At 35.8% G+C, this 22,985-nt stretch carries 16 protein-coding genes and 3 pseudogenes; 12 read left to right on the top strand and 7 right to left on the bottom strand.

Annotation, left to right across the window (positions count from 1 at the left end; translation table 11 throughout):
• Positions 1-158 (bottom strand): annotated as a pseudogene (locus DP73_RS24110) (IS5/IS1182 family transposase); the annotation flags it as partial.
• A 281-nt stretch (positions 159-439) separates the two neighbouring features.
• Here DP73_RS24110 and DP73_RS21115 point away from each other — a divergent pair.
• Both DP73_RS21115 and DP73_RS21110 read left to right on the top strand, forming a co-directional pair.
• Complete coding sequence (locus DP73_RS21115) at positions 440-1,273, top strand: tyrosine-type recombinase/integrase (protein WP_052090959.1); 834 nt, start codon at positions 440-442, stop codon at positions 1,271-1,273.
• Positions 1,274-1,409: 136 nt separating this feature from the next.
• On the top strand, positions 1,410-2,903 hold the full coding sequence (locus DP73_RS21110) for a recombinase family protein (protein ID WP_052090957.1): 1,494 nt from the start codon (positions 1,410-1,412) through the stop codon (positions 2,901-2,903).
• Between the two features lie 93 nt (positions 2,904-2,996).
• On the opposite strand, the gene DP73_RS21105 is transcribed toward DP73_RS21110, so the two are convergent.
• Both DP73_RS21105 and DP73_RS21100 read right to left on the bottom strand, forming a co-directional pair.
• Positions 2,997-4,157: a hypothetical protein gene (locus DP73_RS21105; RefSeq protein ID WP_034602344.1), complete on the bottom strand. Its 1,161-nt coding sequence runs from the start codon at positions 4,155-4,157 to the stop codon at positions 2,997-2,999.
• Positions 4,158-4,162: 5 nt separating this feature from the next.
• A complete protein-coding gene (locus tag DP73_RS21100; protein ID WP_034602343.1) occupies positions 4,163-5,446 on the bottom strand; it encodes a hypothetical protein in 1,284 nt (427 codons plus the stop codon).
• A 712-nt stretch (positions 5,447-6,158) separates the two neighbouring features.
• Between DP73_RS21100 and DP73_RS21095 the strand changes: the two genes are divergently transcribed.
• Genes DP73_RS21095 through DP73_RS21085 form a run of 3 tightly spaced genes read left to right on the top strand, consistent with a single transcriptional unit; the run spans position 6,159 to position 9,059 of the window.
• Positions 6,159-7,133 carry an ABC-three component system protein gene (locus DP73_RS21095; RefSeq protein WP_034602341.1) on the top strand — a complete coding sequence of 325 codons (975 nt, stop codon included), beginning with the start codon at positions 6,159-6,161 and terminating at the stop codon, positions 7,131-7,133.
• Positions 7,117-7,344 (top strand): ABC-three component system middle component 6, encoded by a 228-nt coding sequence (locus tag DP73_RS21090; protein WP_034602340.1) that lies wholly within the window; start codon positions 7,117-7,119, stop codon positions 7,342-7,344. The genes DP73_RS21095 and DP73_RS21090 overlap by 17 nt, the downstream gene beginning before the upstream one ends.
• Positions 7,335-9,059: a DUF2326 domain-containing protein gene (locus DP73_RS21085; RefSeq protein WP_034602339.1), complete on the top strand. Its 1,725-nt coding sequence runs from the start codon at positions 7,335-7,337 to the stop codon at positions 9,057-9,059. The genes DP73_RS21090 and DP73_RS21085 overlap by 10 nt, the downstream gene beginning before the upstream one ends.
• A gap of 1,014 nt (positions 9,060-10,073) precedes the next feature.
• On the opposite strand, the gene DP73_RS21080 is transcribed toward DP73_RS21085, so the two are convergent.
• On the bottom strand, positions 10,074-10,370 hold the full coding sequence (locus DP73_RS21080) for a transposase (protein ID WP_242865814.1): 297 nt from the start codon (positions 10,368-10,370) through the stop codon (positions 10,074-10,076).
• 620 nt (positions 10,371-10,990) lie between these two features.
• Between DP73_RS21080 and DP73_RS21075 the strand changes: the two genes are divergently transcribed.
• The 4 genes from DP73_RS21075 (at position 10,991) to DP73_RS21060 (ending at position 14,906) form a co-directional block, all read left to right on the top strand.
• Positions 10,991-11,572, top strand: coding sequence for a toll/interleukin-1 receptor domain-containing protein (locus DP73_RS21075; RefSeq protein ID WP_034602337.1), 582 nt, complete (start codon positions 10,991-10,993; stop codon positions 11,570-11,572).
• 29 nt (positions 11,573-11,601) lie between these two features.
• Positions 11,602-12,081, top strand: a complete 480-nt coding sequence (locus DP73_RS21070; protein WP_034602336.1) for a hypothetical protein — start codon at positions 11,602-11,604, stop codon at positions 12,079-12,081.
• Positions 12,082-12,385: 304 nt separating this feature from the next.
• Complete coding sequence (locus DP73_RS21065) at positions 12,386-13,339, top strand: hypothetical protein (RefSeq protein ID WP_052090955.1); 954 nt, start codon at positions 12,386-12,388, stop codon at positions 13,337-13,339.
• Positions 13,340-13,616: 277 nt separating this feature from the next.
• Positions 13,617-14,906, top strand: coding sequence for a pentapeptide repeat-containing protein (locus DP73_RS21060; protein WP_052090952.1), 1,290 nt, complete (start codon positions 13,617-13,619; stop codon positions 14,904-14,906).
• 318 nt (positions 14,907-15,224) lie between these two features.
• Here DP73_RS21060 and DP73_RS21055 read toward each other — a convergent pair.
• Positions 15,225-16,351: pseudogene (locus DP73_RS21055) on the bottom strand (IS3 family transposase).
• Between the two features lie 988 nt (positions 16,352-17,339).
• Here DP73_RS21055 and DP73_RS21045 point away from each other — a divergent pair.
• Together DP73_RS21045 and DP73_RS21040 are read left to right on the top strand one after the other, a co-directional pair.
• The gene (locus tag DP73_RS21045) at positions 17,340-19,364 is read left to right on the top strand and encodes an AAA family ATPase (protein ID WP_034602334.1); all 2,025 of its coding nucleotides are present in this window, start codon (positions 17,340-17,342) and stop codon (positions 19,362-19,364) included.
• Positions 19,361-20,266, top strand: coding sequence for an HNH endonuclease domain-containing protein (locus DP73_RS21040; protein WP_052090950.1), 906 nt, complete (start codon positions 19,361-19,363; stop codon positions 20,264-20,266). Before DP73_RS21045 ends, DP73_RS21040 begins: the two co-directional genes overlap by 4 nt.
• 235 nt (positions 20,267-20,501) lie before the next feature.
• Here DP73_RS21040 and DP73_RS22870 read toward each other — a convergent pair.
• A pseudogene (locus tag DP73_RS22870) lies at positions 20,502-20,906 on the bottom strand (transposase); the annotation flags it as partial.
• A gap of 104 nt (positions 20,907-21,010) precedes the next feature.
• Positions 21,011-22,132 (bottom strand): DNA (cytosine-5-)-methyltransferase, encoded by a 1,122-nt coding sequence (gene dcm, locus DP73_RS21035; RefSeq protein ID WP_034602333.1) that lies wholly within the window; start codon positions 22,130-22,132, stop codon positions 21,011-21,013.
• Positions 22,133-22,505: 373 nt separating this feature from the next.
• Here dcm and DP73_RS24105 point away from each other — a divergent pair, with 373 nt between their 5' ends.
• The gene (locus DP73_RS24105; RefSeq protein WP_242865813.1) at positions 22,506-22,688 is read left to right on the top strand and encodes a hypothetical protein; all 183 of its coding nucleotides are present in this window, start codon (positions 22,506-22,508) and stop codon (positions 22,686-22,688) included.
• The last annotated feature ends 297 nt before the right edge of the window (positions 22,689-22,985 follow it).

The following is a 22,985-nucleotide window of genomic DNA, read 5'->3' as shown; positions in this document are numbered from 1 at the left end:
CACGCGATTTCTGATGACAGACCCCTAACTGCGTCATAGATGAAGCTAAAATCAATAGCTTTATCGATATCTCGTAAAATATGTTCTTGAGGAACTAAATCCTCTATACTTACGAATTTAATTTGTTTTTGCTGTTCCCGATCTTTTTTTACATACATTGATAAAAAACACCCCTATCCTCTAGTATAATTATACCATTTGGACAAGGGTGTTTCCTCTATTGTCTACAAGCTGACAAGAGATAATATACATTATCTCTTGGGTTTTCGTGTAACTGTAATAGACTGATTTTATAAAAGCCTTATGATCTACGGGTTCCAGACAATACGCCCGCAGCAGTTATGGTAGTTAACTGCCAAAAAACTCAGGAGATAAGATTTTAAGCACAAAAACATAAGGTAAACCCCAGGGCTAACCAACAGAAAAAGAGGTGATGTCTTTGTCACGGACCAATGTGCCAGCCCCAAACTCGTGGCTAGAATATCTTCGCAATATAAACAAAAGTGAGAACACCCTCCGGGCTTATAGACAGAGGGTACTGGGTTTTGCTAAGTGGTTTGAATCGAAGAATGGAGAAACACTTACTCATGAGCGTGTTACTTCTACAGATCTACGTGAATACAAGTCCTACTTATTAATCAACCTTAAGCGCACTCCATCGACAGTCAATCTTTCTTTTGTTGCGATTGCAAACTGGCTGGACTTTAACGGTCAGAATGTACCAATGCCATCATATGTGGAAGAGGTACGCTCTGCACCTCAAGGGCTAGAAAGGTTGGACCAACGATCACTTTTTCGTGCGGTAGAACGTGAAAGCATACCACGGGATATTGCTCTGATTACGCTTATGCTAAATACTGGCCTTCGTATTAGTGAAGTAGCTGCATTGGATATTGACGATCTCATTATTGGGGATCGCTCCGGTAGTCTCAAGGTACGGCTAGGAAAAGGGAGCAAATTCCGTACTGTGCCCCTCAACAGCGATACACGAAAAGTCCTGCGCGACTATTTGAACGGTCGAACAAAAGGGCCAGTGTTTCTGAGCCAGAGAGGTAAGGGAACCGGTCGCTTAACAGCAAGTGGAATTCGGCAGGTTATCGACCAGTACGCTTACCTAGCAAAACTGCCCGAACTTCACCCCCACGCTCTGCGGCATACGTTTGCACGGAATCTGCTAAAAACTGGCGAAGGACTGGAGATGGTCGCGGAGATCCTAGGGCACAAGAGCTTAAATTCGACACGAATATATACTCAGCCGTCTGAGCGGGGATAAAGCAAACGCTGTGGAGAAGCTGTCATTAAGGATTTAACACTGAATCAGCAATAGATAAAACGAGAGTATTGGGTATTTGTTCGGACTAGGATCTGTGCGGATCTTGCTTGAAGTAAGTTATTAACTAGGGATTGAAATGGACGGATATGTTTCTGCGACGATGCAGGTACAATACTATACAGATTACATTAGCAAGAGAAATGATTGGGTTCTGGTCGATATCTATGCGGATGACGGGATCTCAGGCACTAGCACAAAGAAGAGAACTGAATTTCTAAGAATGATTGATGATTGTATGGCAGGGAAGATAGATATGATCATTTGCAAATCAATCTCTAGGTTTGCTCGCAATACTGAGGATTGCTTACACTTTGTAAGGAAGCTAAAAGATAAAGGAATACCTGTATTTTTCGAAACGGAAAACATTGATACATTTGGTACTGGTGGCGAACTTTTGCTTACAATTCTCAGCGGGTTGGCACAGGATAGTAGCAGAAACCAATCAGATGTAACGAGATGGGGAATTCTAAGAAAGTTTGAAAGCGGCAGTGTGCGCGTCAATACCACAAGGTTCCTTGGCTACGATAAAAACAAAGACGGCGAGTTAATCATTAACGAAAAGGAGGCTAAAATAGTCCGCAGGGTATTCAGAGAATACCTAGAGGGAAAAAGTTATATTGCTATTTTAAAAGGCTTAATGAAGGATGGCATAAAAACCGTTACTGGAAACACAAAATGGTGGGATTCAACGATAAGTGGGATGTTGGAAAATGAGAAGTATTGCGGTGACGTTCTTCTACAAAAGACGATCACCGTTGATTTTTTGAAGCATAAACGAGTAGATAATAAGGGGCAGGCTCCTAAATACTATATTGAAGGAAACCACGAGCCGATTATATCCAGAGAGATGTTCGATAAGGTTCAAGATGAGAAGGAACGTAGAGCATTACTCAAGGGGAATCTGGTTGGTGATAGGCATAAATATAGCAGCAAGTACCCATTTAGTGCTAAAGTGTTTTGCGGTCAGTGCGGGAACATTTTTAAGAGAAGGTATTGGAATAGCACGAATTCATCAAAGAAAGTTGTATGGCAGTGTAAAACCTATATAACTGATGGTAAGGATGCTTGTGGAGCTAAGGCAGTCGCAGAAAATGTTTTGATGGATGGATTCGTTCGGATGTTCAACAGAATTTATGAAGACAGGCAGAGTTTTATCAAGACAATGACAGCAAATATTGAGATGATTATTTTGCAAAGGCCGAACATTAAAGAGACGGAAGCTTTGGATGATCGGATTGAAGAATTGAAAAATGAGTTGAAGAGGCTCATCCGGTTTCAGGTAAATAATAGCGTAGATTCTGAAGTTTATAATGAGGAGTATAAAAGATTATCTGGAGAACTGGAGGAAGTCCGAAAGAAAAGGTTGGAGCATGATAGGGCAAATGACCTGCAGGATGGGTTGAAACAGAGGTTCGATGAAATTGTACAGACGATAAACAGCAGGGATTCACTGCTTGAAGAGTTCGATGAAGAAATATTTAATGCGTTGGTTGAGAAGATAGAAGTTCTCACACCAACGCATTTTGTTTTTGTTTTAAAGAGTGGGATGAGGGTGGAGGAGATAGAGTAGCAATAATTTTACACAAACTTATAACTACCCTGTTCGTACCTCAAACAGCTTGGAAATTGAGGTGAATCAGTATAGGGAAAACTTTGGTTTAATTTATAAGACTTTATTTCCTTCTGACTTAGGCCAAATAGTTGTCCAATTCAAACCAATTTTGTCTCTGATAAACGATAAGATATTCCGCGCTGCTTTCAAATTTTCATCTGCCCAACCGTAACGAAACATAGAGCGAAAAGCCGAATCTGAGAATTCCTTGCCCTTAAGTCCTTGTTCAAAAAGTAAATAATCCAATAACTGTGGTGTACGAATATACCAATCGGGGTTCGATATCGCTCTTTCAACCAGACCAATTATGTCTTCAGTATAATCAGGAGGATCAATTGTTCCAAAATCAACGATGTTTTGAGATGGGAGATAATCAGCAGGAACCTTACTTCTTATTATCTCATTTGCCATTTCTTTGGCAGTATTTAGGATGGAATGAAGTACTTTAGGTGAGTACTCTCCATAGGTTAAACGCTCTCTTATGTGGTTACGCCTAGCTTCTGAAGAGAAACAGAGGGTATCTGAACAAATCCATAAAACTTGGATGGACACATTTACAGTTAGCTCACAAATGATATATTTCCAAAACTCTTTTTCCCGATCATTTTGATATGCTACTAAGTGTTTATTAGATATCACTGAAAGCATATCCATTGCTTCGTTAAGAGAAACATAAGGATTTTCGGAGAGGAATAATTGTTTCGTGCGTAATAGACAATCTTGAGCTTCTTTTTTTGAGCCAACTGTTTTTCGAAGATTATCAAAAAATACACCGTAATGGGTATGATCTGCCAAGCCATATTGTCCCATTGGATTTTTAGAGTAATTATTAAGAAGATCATTTGTTAGTATGCGTACAGACCCTTGATTCGCGAATTGTATGAAATCCCATGAAGCTTTAGGAAGAGCAACATATACTTCAGACGCATCAATAAATGTTCCGAGCCCTTTTGCCCAGAAAACTCTCTCGAATGGTTTAGGTTTGGATTTGTTTTTACAATCACATATTATTCGATGACCTTGGAAAGGGGCAGTAAAAATTATCCCTAATACGTCAATATCAGTTGCGTCTTGTTTATTGCCTGCTTGTTTAAGAGGAATAGCCCTTCTAGTTAAATAACCCTGACTCTGAAAGACCCCTGAAATACGATATTCAAGGTAATCTCCTTTATCAACAGGTATTTGAACAATTGGTTTTTTGTCATTAGGCATTTGGTTTACCTACCCGTCCTTATTGCTTGTAACATTTTGCTTCTCAATCTGATTATCGGTTCTGTTGTCTTAGCTTCTATTTCCTTTTTCCTAACTTCTGGGATAGTACAGCCGGTTGGCTGTTGACTCAAGGAAACATCCATGGAAGGGTCAACCTGAAAAACTTTATTCATTGTCAGTATCTGTTTGACAAGGTGGCCGACCTCCTGTTGTCTAAGCAACATATAATACATACCTCGTTCTGCTGGGGTTGTCTGAATGACGCCATCCAATTCTAAGAGTTGATAGTCCTGACCAATTGCAGTACAAGGACCTACCCATTCTTTTCTTAGAAGTTTGTTTACTATGTTAAACATCTTATCCGATGAGGAAATAGAACCCCTACCATAACAAGATTTAGCTTGACCAAACCTTAAACTGCTTAATAGTATTTTGGCTTTATGGAATACGTCTTCAGACAATGAAAAACTTCCGAGTCCTTGGCCTTTAAGTTGTGGAACGGTAAGGAAAGTTGCTTCACCAGCAAGAGATTTGACAGTAATACCGTCGACTAAGCCAATACCCTCCATGATGGAAATAATTTCAGGCTTTATATGTTTCGGAATAGCTTCCAATAGAAATCCGGGGTTATCCATTACGAGGTTTTGAACTTCGGAGACCATGTCCCTATCTGTATTGGAAAGACCAGCAAGGGCTTTGGGTATTGAACTTGGGTCGCCAGAAAAGGCATATTCGTTATAAACAATCTCTTCGTCATATTTACTAACTTTTACTAAACCAAAGGTTCTTTGTAAAGATAACGTGTCATTAGCCACGCCTTCTGCAGTTCCTTGTTGAGTTAGTACTTCTAAAAATTCAGTTGAGAACCTAGGTAATTCAAAAGTTGTTTGTAAGCCAAGGATGCTTGCATTTTCGACTGGTGTAGGCTCAAATTTTTCATATAGTTGTGAGGCAGTTTCTATTGCGTCTTTGCTAGAAAAACAGTAGATTTCAGTTTCTTTTACATTGCCATGTTTGTCAGTACTAAAGTCTACTTTTCCTTCTCCACGGAGGTAATTTAGATAAGATTTGATTTCTGCTGGACTGATACTTGACTGTCGTGCGTATACCCGAAGTTTTCCAAAGTCTACTATTTCCTGTTGATCGCTGGCTAACCGTGAGAGTAGGAGACCAGCCTTCCCAGCCTGTTCAGTTGCACCAAAAAGATCTAATTCAAGAGTATCCTGCCGTACATCAGAAAGATGTTTTATTGTATTTACAATCCATGTTCCTTTAGTTAACTTATCCATGGAGCACACTGTCCTTTCCTTAATATCTATCCAATATTCTCCATGTATCGTGGAAAATCCTTCAATAACCAGAATTTTCGTCCTATTAAGCTCTGGGAATAAAGAAATGAGGAAACATTTAATGCGTTGGTTGAGAGGATAGAGATTCTCACACCGACGCATTTTGTATTTGTTTTGAAGAGTGGGATGAGGGTGGAGGAATTATTAGAATAACTGTCGGAGTCATTGCGAAATGTAGTACTTCCTTATATTGCCTGAAGAAAGTGTTTGTGGTATTTACATTTGGAGCTCAAGTATTGATCTTCGGCATAGATCTATAATTATAGCAATAAATGTACTACTCAATATATAATAAAATAAAATGTGTCATGGCAGGAAATCTGCAACCGGATGCCGAATTAGTATAAGATTATACTAATTCGGCATCCGGTTGGATTTCCTGCCATGAACTTAGAGGGGTTAATATCTGACTCGTAGATATAATATTAACTATATTGGGGTCAATTGCGAATTCCTATTAGGAAAAATATCAAAAATTCGAATTGTCAACAATGCCTGGAAAGCATAGACCCTCCTAAGGAGGGCTTTTCTCTTTTCCAAAATGTTGATATATAACGACTATTACAATAGACAATGATCAAAAGATTGATGATGCATTAGAAAAATTATGGATAAAAATAGTCTTAACGAAATTTAGAAGGTAGGCATATTCATGAATAGAAGCCACTATTTTAATTACATCGATAAAAAATTAAGCTGGCTGGCATGGCGTATCGAAAGCAGAGGAAAAATAAACTTGCTAGATTTAAATATTTACTCTGAAACATTTTTTGCAGATATGCTGAATATGCTGTTTGAATATCAGTTAAAAAACTTGAACGTTATTAAGCAAAATGTTGAGGGCATAGATTTAGTTGATACTGAAAATGAAATAATCTCACAAGTTTCATCAACATGCACAAAACAAAAGATAGAATCTTCATTAAAGAAAAAAATCTTTGAGCGGTATAAAGGATTTCGATTCAAATTCATATCTATATCCAAAAATGCAGATAAAATGCGGGAATCAACATTTGATAATCCACATAATGCTTTATTTAAACCAGCAGAAGACATAATAGATACTACGACTATTCAAAATAAAGTTTTAACTATGACAATAGACAAACAAAAAGAATTTTATGAGTTTATAAAGAAAGAACTGGGAAATGACATAGATATCGTAAAAGTTGACAGTAATTTGGCGACGATATTAAATATATTAGCAAATGAAGATTTATCTGATGGTATAGAGTCGCCTGAAATTAATTCTTTTGAAATTAATAAAAAAATTGAATTCAACAATCTACAGACAATTCAAGATACTATTGATGAGTACAAAATATATTACAGCAAATTAAATGAAAAATATATGGAGTTTGATAAACAAGGAGCGAATAAAAGTCTATCAGTGTTCCGATTAATAAAAAATCAGTATACAAGAATTTTAGCTACAGGAAAAGAGTCTCATGATTTATTTTTTGCTATTATAGATAGTTTAATAGATATCATTGTAAAAAGTAAAAATTACATAGAAATACCCTATGAAGAATTAGAAATGTGTGTGAATATTTTGGTTGTAGATACATTTGTAAGGTGCAAAATCTTTAAAAATCCGGAGGGCTATAGCCATGTTATTACCAGATAATATACATCCAGAGCTTAGTATTTATTATAACGGTTATATAGTTCTGAAGGAATTGAAGTTGAAAACTAAACAACCAGTCTTTGATTTGTATCAAAAAGTTAAAAGTATAAATGATATGTCATTTCCTACTTATATGCTGAGTTTAGATTGGTTATATCTTATTGATGTTGCGAGATTAAATGAAAAGGGGTGGGTTGAATTATGTTCATAAAGTATTTAACAATAACAAGCCCCATTGACACAATAAGAGAAATAGAATTTAAATCAGGTCTAAACTTAATCATAGATAATACGCCTACAACAGAAGGCCAGTTAACAGGTAATAATGTGGGCAAGACAACTGTTTTGAAATTAGTTGATTTTTGTTTGGGCAGTAAACCATCAATTATTTATACTGATACGGAAAACAAAAAGGAAGTTTATGATCTAGTAAAAGATTATTTGATTGATGAAGAAGTCGTAATAACTTTAATTTTGGTGGATGATTTAAAAAATCCTAATTCAAAAGAGGTCGTTATTAAGCGGAATTTTCTATCAAGGAAAAAGGCTATTAGAAGTATTAATGGAAAAGCTATATTGGAAAAAGAGTTTGAGGATGAATTGCTAAAGCTGTTAATTCCTCATCAGAAAGCGGAAAAGCCAACGTTCAGACAAATAATTTCTCACAATATTAGATATAAGGATGAGAATATAAATAATACGTTAAAAACATTAGACAGATATACTTCTGATGTTGAATATGAGACTTTATATTTGTTCTTATTAGGCTGCACCTTTGATGATGGTGCAAAAAAGCAAGTATTACTTACGAAGCTGAAGCAGGAAGAAACTTTTAAAGAACGACTTGAAAAGAAGCAAACTAAGACAGCGTATGAAATTGCATTATCAATGATCGAGGATGAAATCTCAGCTTTAGATGAGAAAAAATCTAGATTTAATTTAAACGAAAATTTTGAAGAAGATTTAGAAAAGTTGAATTCCATTAAATATAGAATTAACAGGTCTAGTTCATTAATTAGTAAAATGAAGATTCGTAAAGAACTTATAGAAGAGGCAAAAAAGGAATTGGAGAATAGCATTTCATCAATTGATTTAAAACAGTTAGAAATGCTATATACCGAAACCACAAGAAATGTTTCTGGTATACAAAAAACCTTTTCAGATTTAGTAAATTATCATAATAATATGTTAGTCGAAAAAGCAAAGTTTATTGCCTCAGAATTACCTTCTCTGATTACCAAAATAAGCGAAGAAGAGAGAAATATATCAGAGTTGTTAAGGCAGGAAAAAGAATTTTCTCAAAAAATAGCTAAAGGAGATTCTTTTGAAGAGCTTGAAAAGGTCATTTTGGAGCTTAACGAAAAATATCGTACTAAGGGTGAATATGAAAGCATCATATCGCAATTGGTAGAAGTAGGGGATAATATTAATGATTTAAATGATGAAATCAAAAAAATTGATGAGTTGTTATTTTCAAATGATTTTGAAGAAATTTTGAAAGTTCAAATTAAAAAGTTTAACAAGTATTTCTCTGCTATATCTCAAGATTTATACGGAGAAAAATATGCATTAAAATATGATAAGGTAATAACTAAGAACAATCAGCAAATTTATAAATTTAGTGCGTTTAATGCAAATATGAGTTCAGGAAAGAAGCAAGGCGAGATTTTATGCTTTGATTTAGCATATATTCTTTTTGCCGATCAAGAGAATTCACCTTGCTTACATTTCTTGTTAAATGATAAAAAAGAACTCATGCATGACAATCAATTGATTAAAGTTGCTGAATTTGTTCAAGATAAAGACATTCAGTTGGTTGTATCTATTTTACGAGATAAACTTCCTGAAGGAGTTATCGATAACGCACATGTTGCAGTTGAACTTTCTCAGGATAGTAAATTGTTCAAAATTGAATCAGATCAATAGAAATTAAGATGGTTTTGGTACCATCTTAATTTGCTTATTTATAAAGTTTCAATCGCCGTCAAAGGACCACCTGTTTCATTAATCATAATTATTATAAGCTCAAGGCATCATAGCAACGGCATTATAACTATATAGCACTATTATCGTCTCCACGCACGTGGAGTGCGTGGTTTTGATAGAGCGGAAGTTCTAGGTTTTGTGTTGTGGAGGATACGGAATAAAAATCGCAGATTTGTTGCGTATTCATTGGGAGTAATCTTGGTCATTTATTTAATAGTAATCGCGTTTCATGTCTATTGGATGATAATTTATTTTAGATAATAGGGAGCCCTTTCACTTAATTAGGTTAGAGCTCCCTTGGGTTTTATTTGTGAAAATACTAGCTTAGATTAACTAGCAAACTCAACAAACGAGGGCAACCATAAATATCCTGACTTGGTCAACTCACGATTCTTAAGCTTACATTTTAATGGTTGGGGAAAGACAACGAAATCATTTACTTCCTTACATGCTACCGCTTTAGATAAATGGTAAACTGCCTTACGAGCTACATCAGGAACGCCAAGCTCCATAATGCCGGCTGGTTTTCCGTTAGGGAACTATAATATCCAACCAAACTCTGATTTTCTAAACCCAGTAATGCCTACCGTTGCATACTGAAAGTTAATCACCTTCAGCCATTGGATCGTTTTCCAAGTTCTACTTGGAATCTTTTTTCTTAAGAACAATTCCCTCAAGGTTTTGTTGTTTAACTAAATCGAACAATGCGGCACCATTACCATTGGTACTGTCAATAAACTTTCGAAAAATTAATATCTGCTTGGTTAAAAAATTTAGTTAACGGTGACCCCATATTAAGACTTGATATGGGGGCGGCGGATGCTACCCTTAAGGTTTGGGATCGGGCTTACCTTAAAGGAATACATCATATGAGCCTCATCCCATGACCCATTGAAGCATCCGACGTAGGGTCCCATGTCAAGTCTACCCAGAATGCCTGGATGGTTCTGAAAATTAACCGGCCACTAGATTATTTTCTTTGTTCAGTTCCTCAAGATGTTTCATGCTCATATAAAGGTTTGTTCCCCAATCCTTGCTGGCTACATATCTTAGACGAGCGCAGACCAACATCAAAGCAGAGTTTCCATCGGGAAAGGTACCCACGACACGGGTTCTGCGGCGAATTTCCTGGTTCAGCCTTTCGATGACATTGTTACTACGAAGTTTTGACCAGTGGGCCTGAGGAACGTTAAATAAAATAGGTCGCAAAGGCCGCGCCGTCCTGGCTAGGATAGGGGACAATTTGAGGATTTTTTTGATATAAAAAAACTATAAGGAGGGAAGTCTGATGTACCAAGGGATTAGAAGAAAAGTCTTTATATCTCATAAAGGGAGATAAGAAGGAGGTAGATTCATTTATTCAAAAATTTTCAAATGAGGATAAGGTTTTTATCCCATATGTATTAGGTGGAAATGACAATGATGATTTCATTAATAGTACAAATCCGGATTATGTGATGGCTCATATCCGAAAAAAATACCTTTTAGATACAACAGTAACGATTGTTTTAGTCGGAAGCGGTACACATAGTAGACAGGTACGTGATTGGGAACTAAAAAGTTCTCTTCGTCAAGGTGAATACATTCCCAATGGAGTTATGGGAATAATCCTTCCAAGTCAAGGGTCTTCAATATATTTACCCCCACGTTTAGAAGATAATTGGAATAAAGATCATCTCAACTGTTATGCTCGATATTGGGTTTATCCAAACAATTATGATTATGGATTGAAGACGCTTATAATACTAGAACTACTACAAGGGCTCAATTGATAAAAAACTCACAGGAAATGATGAAATACAATGCCAAGTGTAAAGTGTGGAACAACACACTAAAACGGAATATTTTGTTTTCAGAAAGGATGAGATACTTTGAAAGGTATAAATTTAGCTACACAAAAGATCCAAACATTTTCCTTAAACGAACAAAGAGACCTGAGTGCTAAAAAATGCGTTTTTCTATCACATCGTAGTGTGGATAAAGATAAGGTTATTAAAATAGGTGACTATATCATGAAAGGAGGACTTAATATTTATTTAGATATAAATGATGCCAATCTTCAATTAGCTGTAACAGCTCAAAATGCGTTGAAGATAACTCAATGTATACAAAAAGGATTATCTTTTGCAAACTATGTATTATGTCTAATATCGAATAATACTTTTGATGACGCTTCTTGGTGGGTTCCTTATGAGATTGGATATGCTGATAAGGAAAAGAAGGAGTGTTGTTTACTTAAACTGAGTACCTTAAATAAGGATAGAATTCCGGAATATTTAAAAATAAAACAAGTCTTGTATAACATTAAAGACTTAAATAATAAAATTGAATCTTGGTCAACTTCAAGAATTGCAAAACTTTCATCGAACAGTAGTTATATCACAGCAAAGGAAGGGCTATTATCTGAATCAGCGTATAATCATACCTTAACTGGAATAATTGATAAAATGTAAATTGTAGATAGATCTTGGAGGTTTATAACATGAAATGGAGAGACTTATTTGAAAACTGGGGACTTACCGGAATAAAATTAAATCTAAAGTTTGCAGAACTAGAATTCAAACCAAATCCACAAGATGAAATAGCCGCTTGGAATATGTATGTTGAGTTGATTACAAGGGTTAGTACACAATCCCTTCTTCCAGAACATGGTGATGAAAAATCCGCACTTGACAGTATTTATAAATTGTTCTCGATAACCCGAGAGATTTTACATGATTATGGAATGAAGTGTAACGATTTTACTAAACTAGCTATCGTAGTTTTAAATCAGGTTATTCGTCCATTTACTTCGAAATGGCATAAGGCTTGTCTTGCTGGTGCTTTTTCTGATCCAGAACACTGTAAGGATTTCAGGATAGAATTAGAGGAATTACAGGAGAAACTAAGGGCTTATACAAATTTGTTAGCCAATATGGCAAAGGTTGAAGATTTAACAAACTTAGAAAATCAAGATATTTGAAAGTTATTCTTTTGGTTTAAGGAGTCGCCGTCCATGGCGACTTCTGAATATGGGGGGATCAACTTCATTTAATATACCTCACATTTGTTCTAACAATCTTCAGCGTTCACAAGCTTCGCAATATCCATATCCCTATTACGCTAATAACTGGAATTTTTAGAATGCAGAAGATCTGTAGTTTCCTTGTGGCTTATTAAATGGGAGTTTAGCGAACCAATTAATGCAGTTACTTATATGTCCCAAATCGCAAAATAAAAGTAAACTAAGATCGTTGGTGGAATATTAGTTTTAAGGGGATGTCAAATTGGATAAAGTTACATATTTCAAAAACTTTGCTATGGGCACAGAAATAGATATTGCGGGAACATTTATTCATCAAGGCATAAAGGAGTTTAATCGTTTAAGGAGTTTCCATTACGAAAGTGAAATATTTCATGTTTTATATCCGATTTCTGTGGGTATAGAGAGATTGCAAAAGGCTCTTATTGTCCTTTTAGAAGACATTTCTTTGGATCAAATAGAATCATTTGAGAAAAGTCTAATAACACATAGCCACCAAGAACTTCATGCCAGAATATTAAAGTGGTGTGACATTAAGTTTAATTCACACCAATATAGATTTTTGCAAGTGATTACAAACTTTTACAACTCCTGTAGATACGATAGATTTAATATTAGCAATGACTATGCTAAGGAAAGAGACTTGCTTACAGATTTTATAAGTACCAGCCTGGAAATTGATATTAATATAAGTAATCTTTTCCCAACAAATAATAACGATAGGATAAAGGACTTTTTTGGAAGAGTAATAGGTTCTATATCCAGAAAATATTATGAACAGATAAAAGAGCAAGCGTTTAAGCAAAATATTTATACTTACGAGCTTAGAAGTGGATCTCCTGCAGAAAAGATATTCTTGCCACAATTTACAAGAGATTCATTACAAGAGCAATATGTAAATGAACAAATATCTTTTAAAGAATTTATAGTTTTTTTGATGAATGCTAAAACCACTTCGGCTTATTATGAATTTATTAAAAGTATCGAACCACTTAATATTGAAATTGCCTTTGTACAGGATTACCTAGCGTGTATTTGTGAAGGTGAGGTACCACAATCCCTTATAAATGAAGTTGAAGCCTTATATGAACACGAAATAGAAGATATTAAAGAAAGAATCAATGTAATGAATGTTATAGGTGATGAGGGTATTATTTTTTTTGAAGACATGTATGAAGATGAAGAAGTAGAAGATTAGAATATTTGATTATACTATTAAAATAATAAAAATTATTTTTCTAAAGACCAATTTACCCAACCTCGCAAAATCCATATTACTGATTAGGCTAATAACGGTAAGTTCACAACACCCCCCTAGGTATAGGGAAGATTTGTAGCTTCCAAGAGACTCACTAAATGGGAGTTAACAATAATAATTTAATAAATGCTAAACTCCTTAGTACCAAAGCATAAAGGAGTAGATCATCTTTATAGAGAAGATGCATAGAAACGAATATTGAAAGGGAGGAAGAAAGTTGGCGAATAAAGCTCAAATTAAATTATTAAGACAAGGTGCAGGGTTTTGGAATAGTATATGGAGTTCTAATATAACAGATGGAGATTACTACTTAGTGGGAGACCTACGAGTATACCTTAGTGAGGAAGATTTCATCAAGAAAGACCTCCAGGATGTTAATCTCAGCGGTGCAGAGCTAAACAGTATAAACCTAGGTAATGCAGATCTACGCGGTGCAGATTTCAGTGCAGCGAGACTCTGCAGTGCAAGCCTTGGCAAGGCAAACCTGCGCGGTGCAAACCTTAATAGTGCAGATCTGAGATACGCAAACCTATGGAAAGCCAACCTGAGCGGTGCAAACTTAGGTAAGGCAAAATTAGATGATGCAAACCTGAGCGGCGCGACCCTCTTCGAAACTGACCTATCCGGAGCGGACTTGAATTCTACAGACCTCAGCGAGTCAAACCTAAGTAATACGAATCTCTGTGGCGCAGACCTCTACAAGGCGAATCTCAGCCGTGCAAATCTCAGTGGTGCAAATCTTAGTGGTGCAAATCTCAGCCGTGCAAATCTCAGTGGTGCAAATCTCAGTGGTGCAAATCTTAGCGGTGCAAACCTTAATAGTGCAAACCTCAGAAACAGTAATTTAGTAGATGCGAAGTTATTTGGAACAGATTTATCAGGATGCAATATTTTTGGAATCTCTGTATGGAATGCCGAAACAGACGGAAGTACTAAACAAAATAATCTGGTTATTACTAAATTGGATGAATCTATAATTACTGTAGACAATATCGAAGTAGCTCAATTTATCTATTTGATGTTGAATAACCAAAAGATTAGGGATGTGATTAATACTATAACTTCAAAAGTAGTACTAATATTAGGAAGGTTTACTTCAGAAAGAAAGATTGTACTTGACGCAATAAGAAAAGAACTTAGAAACCATAACTTCACACCAGTGTTATTCGATTTTGACAAGCCAGATGATCGGAACTTTATTGAGACTGTATCTACACTGGCCCACATGGCAAGGTTTGTTATTGCAGATTTTACTGATCCTAAAATTGTTTTACAGGAGGCTCAACATATTATACCGAATATTGCCATCCCATTTGTGCCGATTTTCCTTAATGGTTCCGGATTTGAACCTGTTACTTTATATGATTTGCGAAAAGGAAGAACCACAGTATTGGACACTTATTGCTATAATGATGCTAAGCATCTACTCGATAATTTATATGAAATGCTTATTAAGCCTGCTGAAATTTTAGCAGGAAAATTGAATATGGAAAATCCATTAGATTAAATTACTTTGCTAAAGACTCATTTAATGAACTTCGCGAACTCCTTATTTTAACTAGATTGAAATAGATTTGTTAAGCATTATGGAAGGCCATATACTGTTTGTTAAGACGAAACATAGTTTAGATCAGGACTAATTCTGCAAATGGATTAAGTTCCGACAATTGAGATTGTCGAGGTATGAATGTTGCAGCGAGAGAAGCCGGTCGAGTTTGCTCAGCAATTCGATAGAAAAATAACTGACCGAGCTTCTCACTATCTTAGCAAATACAATCAGGGGCATTATCCTGCGATAAGTGACATCTGGATTGTCAACAGAAAACTAGACAATTTTCTTAAGTGCCTTGTTTTTGAATTCAAGCGGACTAAGATAGCCTAAGGTTGAATGAATCCTTTTCTCATTGAACCATTTAACATATTCATCCAATTCTCTTTTTAAATCATTCAAAGTCTCAAACTGTTGGTTTCTTACAAACTCTGTTTTGATTACTTTGTAAGTTGCTTCTGAGACCGCAATCGTAAGGGCAGCCCTTCATACTTAATGATCGTTTAATTCCAAATGTCTGAATTACTTCATCTATAAGATGATTTTTAAACTCATTACCACGATCCGTGTGAAACAACTGGATGTTGAACAAATTACCTTTAACTCTTGCAAAGGCTCTACAAACGAGATTCGCATCTTTAGCCTGACCACAACTATGCCCGATAATTTCTCGGTTGAAAGGTTGAAAAGGTCAATGAGCAAACAGATATAATTCCAGCGGCCGGCTACTCGAACATAGGTTAAATCACTGACAACAGCCTCCAAGGGGGATTCCTTCTTGAAGTCCCGATTCAGTTCATTCTTTATATCAGATTCATTACATGTGGACTTGTGCACTTTATATTGAGCTACCGTATATACGGAAACTAACCCTTTCTTCTTCATCAAACGACCTATCCGACGCCTGGATACGATCATATCAAGCTTTTCTAGTTCTTTCTTAATCTTCCGGGTTCCATAAACACGACGATTGTCATTAAATATCTTTACAATGGCCTCTTCCACTGAATTATCTATAGTCTGGGGTTTCGATTCATAATAGTAGGTACTTCGGTTAACATTTAGGACTCTACACATTGCTGATACTGAGTATTTATGAGCGTTTTGTTTGATCACATTTACTTTCGTCCTAAGATCAGCGCTGCTTGCTTTAAAATGTCATTCTCCATCTTTAATTGCTGATTTTCCTTACGTAGCCTAATAAGTTCATTTTCCTCTTCACTATGATTATCACATTCCTTGAATGATCCAGTAGACTGACTTTGCTTGACCCACTTGTCAAAGGCAGAGGCACTTAAATCATATTCCCGGATTATTTCCGCCCTGGGTTTACCGTTAAGATACAGTTGAACCATTTGGTTTTTAAATTCGTCAGTAAATGCTCTGCGTTCTCGTTTGGTCATAGCAATCCCCTCAACTTTCATAATTGGTTTAAGCTTACTAGACCTTAAGAGAACTGTCTATTTTAGTGTAACCTATCCACATCTCAACCGTTGCAACCATCGTTGCAACCCGAGCCAAAAATTGCAGTACGATTCAGTATATGGCTAAAGTCAACAACCTTATAAACCGCTGTATGACTGCATTTAAGGATTCATTAGGATAGCTCAGGATACCTTTTAACTCACTCGTAATGAGCAGGTCGTCAGTTTAATTCCGACCATCGGATCTATAGGGAAATGAGACCCAGCAAGCAATTGTGGGGTTTTTCCTTTTTTGAAAATGGCTCTTTTTACTTATCGTTGCAACCCAGTTTATTCGTTGTTGCGTTCTTTTCAATCGGTTGGTTGCGCTGTTCATATAGATAACCTCTGCCAGCTTTGTCAAAAAAGATTTACCGATAAATATCATTATTACCGTTTACTATAAGGGTGAGGGATTTCTTAGAGTGGCTTGAATATAGCTTTTATATACTTAGAGAAAATATGAGAATTGGTTCGTATCGGAGGCTAAATAGCGAGTCAAAATCAATAGTTGAGAGGCCTTTTTGTGAATAGGTCGGTATTTTAGACGTAGTTCTTGAAATCCCCGATCCAATTTTGGATTTATAAAAAACTCAATGATCGTTTTGACTAGATAAGGCAACATTTAAAATATTGTCCAAAGACCCTTCGTTAGAACCAATGAATAACTAGTTGAACTTAATTCAATTTGAATGGTATTGACCTCTACACCAGTGCAGTGTGATGTTACTACTCAGATTTGTTTACGGCCCTTTTGATATGCATGAAATATTTGTTAAAAAGGCAGGGATATCCAGAAAAAGTGTAGAACTTTTAAACAAGGTTAGGAACTTTATAGACCTAACGAAGATCGATGTCTTTTTAAGATATGAAGTAACGCCTTTTAGGTGGCCAGCTACAACAATATGGAAAGAAAGTATGTGAATTCATGGAATTGTTATATATATGGGTAAGGAAATATGGGTGTTTTAATGATGCTGGATTTAATTTCAGTCCAAAACATAAGTTTGTGTTTGATAGTGATAATTCTATTTTAGAATATCACCAGACTGAAAATACTGTCGAGAATTTTTTCTGCAACGAAGAGAATCGTAACACTAAGAAAGCAAGAATATTAAATATTAGTGCTATTGTTGGCAATAATGGATCAGGTAAATCAACCCTTCTTGAGATTATTTTCAGGAATCTTGTTCATGGTGAGGGTGGAATAAGTATTGAGGCAGTATTTATTATATATTCTAAGGAAGATAATAAAATAAAGTTTTACTATAATTATAAATTAGAGGAAGAACACCCAAAACGAATATTCCTAAAATCAAATAGTTTTTTGGATTTATTTAATTTTGCCAGTAATAAACCTTATGAATTAAAAAATGAATTGGGAATCGATGAAATATCTAAAGGTGTTTTATTTATTAAGGATTTGGAAGATACCCACTTTATCTATTTATCAAATACTTTTGATAGCAGATACAATGATTATACGAAAAAGGGAAATATAAGTGATTTATCAACAATGGGATTAATAAGAGGAAATTCTAAGTTAAATACAGAAATGAGATTTACCGGGATTTTACAAGATATCCACTCTAATTATTTTTATTCAGAGTTCAATAATCAAATTAATTTTATAACTCAATATAAAAATCATTATGAACAATATATACCGTTCAATTTACCTAACAAGGTATATGCCTATTTTAGAAACTTTGATACCATAAAAAATGAGATTAGTAAACGAATTGATGATAGTGAAATAAGTGAAAAGATAGAAGTGATATATAATAATTATAAAGAAAATAATTTAAGTCCTAATAATATTTTTAAGTGCAATATTGCAAAACGCTTAATTATAATGTTATTAAATGATTTCATGAATGAGCCAATTGGAAACGAAAGACACAATTTATTATATAGTGAAGTAGAATCGGCATTAAAATCCATTAAATTAATAAAAGATACCTGGAGGTATACATTCAATCTGCTTGAACAAATACAACTAAACCTTTCTTTAGCGGATAATCCATCTTATATCTTTGTGAAAAAGTATTTGGATTTTATGAGTTGGATAGATTTACATATCAAAGAAATAGGATATTTTGAGGATATTCACCATAATAATACATTTATTATTCCTACATTTGAAGAGGTTTTAGACAACCAAAAATATGTTGGCATTCAAGAATTTTTTTATCAATATCATAAAACGGCCGGAATTGCTGATTACTTAAATTTTTCTTGGGAACTAAGTACAGGTGAAAGTACTTTATTTAGTTTGTTTTCAAGATTGTTCTCGATTACCAAAGAACTGTCAGAAGGGCAAGGCTACTATTTGATAGGTAATAGAAGTAATAATAATTATTTCAAAAAGGCAATAATTTTAGTAGATGAAGCTGATTTAACGTTTCATCCAGAATGGCAACAAAAGTATATCAAAGCTATTGTTAGTTTTATTGAAGATATATATCAAGAATGTGAAATTCAGATTATAATAACAACACATTCACCAATCATCCTGTCAGATATACCAAAAAATAATGTTATTTTTCTAAAAGCTAAAAACAATCAAGTTAACGTTGATGATAACTTTAAACATTCTGAAACATTTGGATCAAATATAACTACACTTTTCTATGATTCATTCTTTATGGAAAAAGGTAGTATAGGTCAATTTGCTAAAGAAAAAATAAATAATGTAATTAAAGCAATCAATTCTCTCGATGTTGGATTTGAATCCAATTCTTTACCTTATCTTATAAATGTTGTTATAGGGAGGGATTTAAGAAGAAGAATACAAATAATAGGGGATGATATTTTAAGAGACAAACTTAATGGTATGTTAAATATGAAACTGAATTTGTTATTAGATATTCCTAACAAAATTAATGAAATTGATGAACGAATTAAAAAGCTAGAAATAGAAAAAAGAAGATTAAAAGGTGAAAATTTGTGATTCCTTTAAGAATTGATAAATCGAAATTGGATTGTATTAAAATAGATTTTAAAAAAATGATAAAAATAGGAAAGAATACGAAAGATGAAGCTGCTATTATTAATAAGGAACTTGATAGATTAAACATAAATGAAAGACTTGATGATATAATTTTAGCTGATTTTGATATTTTGTTAAAAATAAAGACCGCTTTTGATACAAATAAATGCATTTTTGACGCTTATGAAGGTGATGATCCAAATAAAAAGTATGTAAAAGATTCTCTATTCAATAATATTTACAAGGCCTATGGTAAACTAGATAACAATTGGTTAATAAACGAATTAGGTATAACAGTTTGCCCATATTGCAATAGAGATTTTATTAATAATCGCGGCAAATCGACATCTGCACAGTTAGACCATTTTTTCCCTAGAAGTAGATATCCAATCTTTGCAGTAAGTCTTTTTAATTTAATACCTTCTTGCTATGCTTGTAATCATATAAAGCTTGTTAATGAAATTGCTGTATCACCATATAATTACAAATTTGATTATAAAAATGCCCTTAAATTCTCATATACTCCTCTTTCCTCCGACTATTTGAATGATCACAAGCAGCTGAAGGTCGATATAAATATCAAGCAAAAAGACATATATAGCAATATCAAGGTTATGAGGATTGATAAGGCATATGAATTGCATGCTGATTATGTTCAGGAATTAATTAAGAAATCAAAAGTTTATAACAAAGTTCAGATTCTAGAATATCTTAGAGAGTATCCAGGATTATTTTCCTCGAAAGAAGAATTATTGCGAATAATATTTGGAAATTACATACAAGAAAAAGACTTTGGAAAACGACCACTTGCAAAATTAACAGTAGATATTTTAGAAGAATTAGGTATTAATTTGGAATGCTAACTTTAGTTCATACTCTGCTTCCTACATTTTAAACAAAAACCACTTGCACGTCTGTAATTCAAACTTTAGATCGAACGGCTTTAGCTGTCCGGCTATTTCACTTTGGCATCGGTAAATCTTCATTCTGTTACCTGCCAACTTTTATTCGGAAATATTGGATACTCGATTTACAGCAGAATCAGAACAGTACACTAAAAAGAGGAGCTTTAGAAATGATAACTATTAGTCTATCTAATGAACCGACAACACGAGATCTACGGCGGATCTCCCGGTTCAATCTCTCAATGACATTATTGCTACTAAGTTTAGACCAGTGGGCATAAGGAAAATCCATGTAGCTTAAGGTTTCATTCATGGATACCTTCCTCAACCTTTTTGCTTGCTTCTTTTAGTTTCATATCGCGGAGATTGATCACGACTGCCGCCGCCTTTCTTTGGCGGCCGCTTTATCCTCCTGGGTGTGGATCGCCTTGAGCATGGCTGTCACTTCTTTCATCTTCGAACGAGGAGTTACTGAGAATACGTTACGGTAACAATGAACGTTACAGCGTTGGAATCTTACCTCAGGGAAGGTTTCATTAACGGCCTCCAGAAGCCCCAGGCATTTATCGCCGACGATCAGCTGGACTCCCGAAAGTCCACAATGATGTACATGTACAACAACTTATGGCTAATATACAGCACCTTAATGGACAATTAATGCTTGCTAGTGCAGTTGTGAATGCCAAAAATGAGACCATTTATTCAACAAGACATGATTTGGTTGCGCTGTTCATCATAGATAACCTCCGCCAGTTTTGTCAAAAAGGATTTACCGATAAATGAAGCGACAGGAAGTGCCACAGCGTCTCCCATTGCTTTATAACCGTCATTGTCAGTACCGGGAAGGATGTAACTATCCGGCGCGCCCATCAGCCGGGCGGCCTCGCGTGGGGACAGTAGTCTCGCGTGCAGCTCTCCATCTTTTTTGACAATCAAAAACTGTTTGCTGCTGCCGCCTTCCGGTGTCCTCAGGCATCCGGCTATTCCGTCAAAACGGAGTTCTAAACACTGTTTTCCGTGCCTTGTGCGACGATAACCCGTTGCCACAATCTCGTCAAACTCCTCCAGCTTTTTCTGATGATGCGGTGGTATAAGCTTCAATGCATCGTCTTTGTCATAAGGCAGATTGAAGTCAATGATGTCAACAAGGCTTTTTTTCCGCTTGGGCGGCTTGTCGGCGCGCCACCATATCCAGTGGGGCAAAGTGCGGCCAAGAGTAACGGCAGCTTGATTATGTAACCAGTTAGGCCCGGAGTCACATAATTCAGTGGGGATGGGTATGTCCTGCCTGATCGCAATCACAAAAACCCTTGGTCTGGACTGCGGAACGAAAAGCGCTGCGTTAATCAAGATGGCACCGCTCTTATAGCCCAATCGCAATAAGGCATAATGAAGTTTTATGTAGTTTGCGCCGGTATTTGAAGATAATAAGCCTGTAACGTTCTCAATTAATAAAAGCGCCGGTTTTTCCGGCATTTCCTCTAATATGCGCAGCCATTCCCAAACCAGACCGCTGCGTTCCCCGTCAATCCCACCCAGGGAGCCTGCCAAGGACAAATCCTGACAAGGAAAACTTGCCCAAGACAAATGAGCGTAAGGCAAACCAGTCCCGGATATGTTTTTTATGTCATTCAGAACAAAGTGCTTGCTTGTGAAATTTTCCTTGTAGACGGCAGCTTTCTTAGAGCAAATATCATTTGCCCAAACAGGGCGGAACATATCTTTTAAACCATAAGCAACTAAGCCGCTTCCTGCAAAAAACTCATGCATTGTCCATGAAGCAGACGCCAAACTGACTTTATGATACTTTTTCCCTGAGTGCATAACGTCTACCTCCGTTCATATGAAGTAAAATAATTATAATAACCAACCAAAGTAATTTATTTTCACAAAGGCTGGGGATGTTAATTTGTTAATCATATAGTATCAAACATATGTTCTTGGCACAATATTTTTTCTTGCTAATTTGCCTGTCTTATCATAAAGATCCGAAGCGGACACCACGGTTTTTTCCCTCTGTCCTTCTCCCATACCTTGCAATTCACTTCAAAAAAGCTATAATTAGAAATAGGTGGAAATTGAAAAGTCGCCGTGACCTGAAAGTGTTGCAGCACTTCCAGGCACGAGCAGGTGAGAGAGCACCTACACGTAACAGACTGTCCACGACGACATTTTTATTATACAATGCTGCCCGTTTATGCACAAGCAAGGTGCTTGTGCTGCAGGTGAAGCGAGTGTAATGGGACGTCGGCAGGGCGCAGACTGTGCGGCTTCACGCAGCAGGAGATTCAGCCTATTCCTGACCCAGGCAGCAAGGAACTGTTCGCGTATCGGTTATGCGGACTGCTTTTCTGTTCACAGTCGGTTTGCTTCCGGTTGATGGGGGTTGGGTGTTTAGGATTCAGCAAATAACGAAGCTTAGCGCATGTGTAGGGTGAAAAAAACCTCGCATGCGCTTTTTAATTTCCCCTATAAAAGCAAGACGGCAGGTATTGATTTATACTGAAACCTGACCCCACTCTTTCATTCAATATTGACCCCCTCGCAATAAAAAGATATCCTTTCTCGGTCAGCAGGAATTACATAGAGAAAGGATATCTAGGGGGAGAATGAAAGATGTGCAAGACTGGATCGCAGTAAAACGACTATATCGGAGCGGCATGAAAATCAAGGCTAT

It is taken from the genome of Desulfosporosinus sp. HMP52 (assembly GCF_000765145.1).
In the GTDB taxonomy this organism is placed as follows: domain Bacteria; phylum Bacillota; class Desulfitobacteriia; order Desulfitobacteriales; family Desulfitobacteriaceae; genus Desulfosporosinus.
This window is presented reverse-complemented; position numbering and strand designations above follow the sequence as displayed.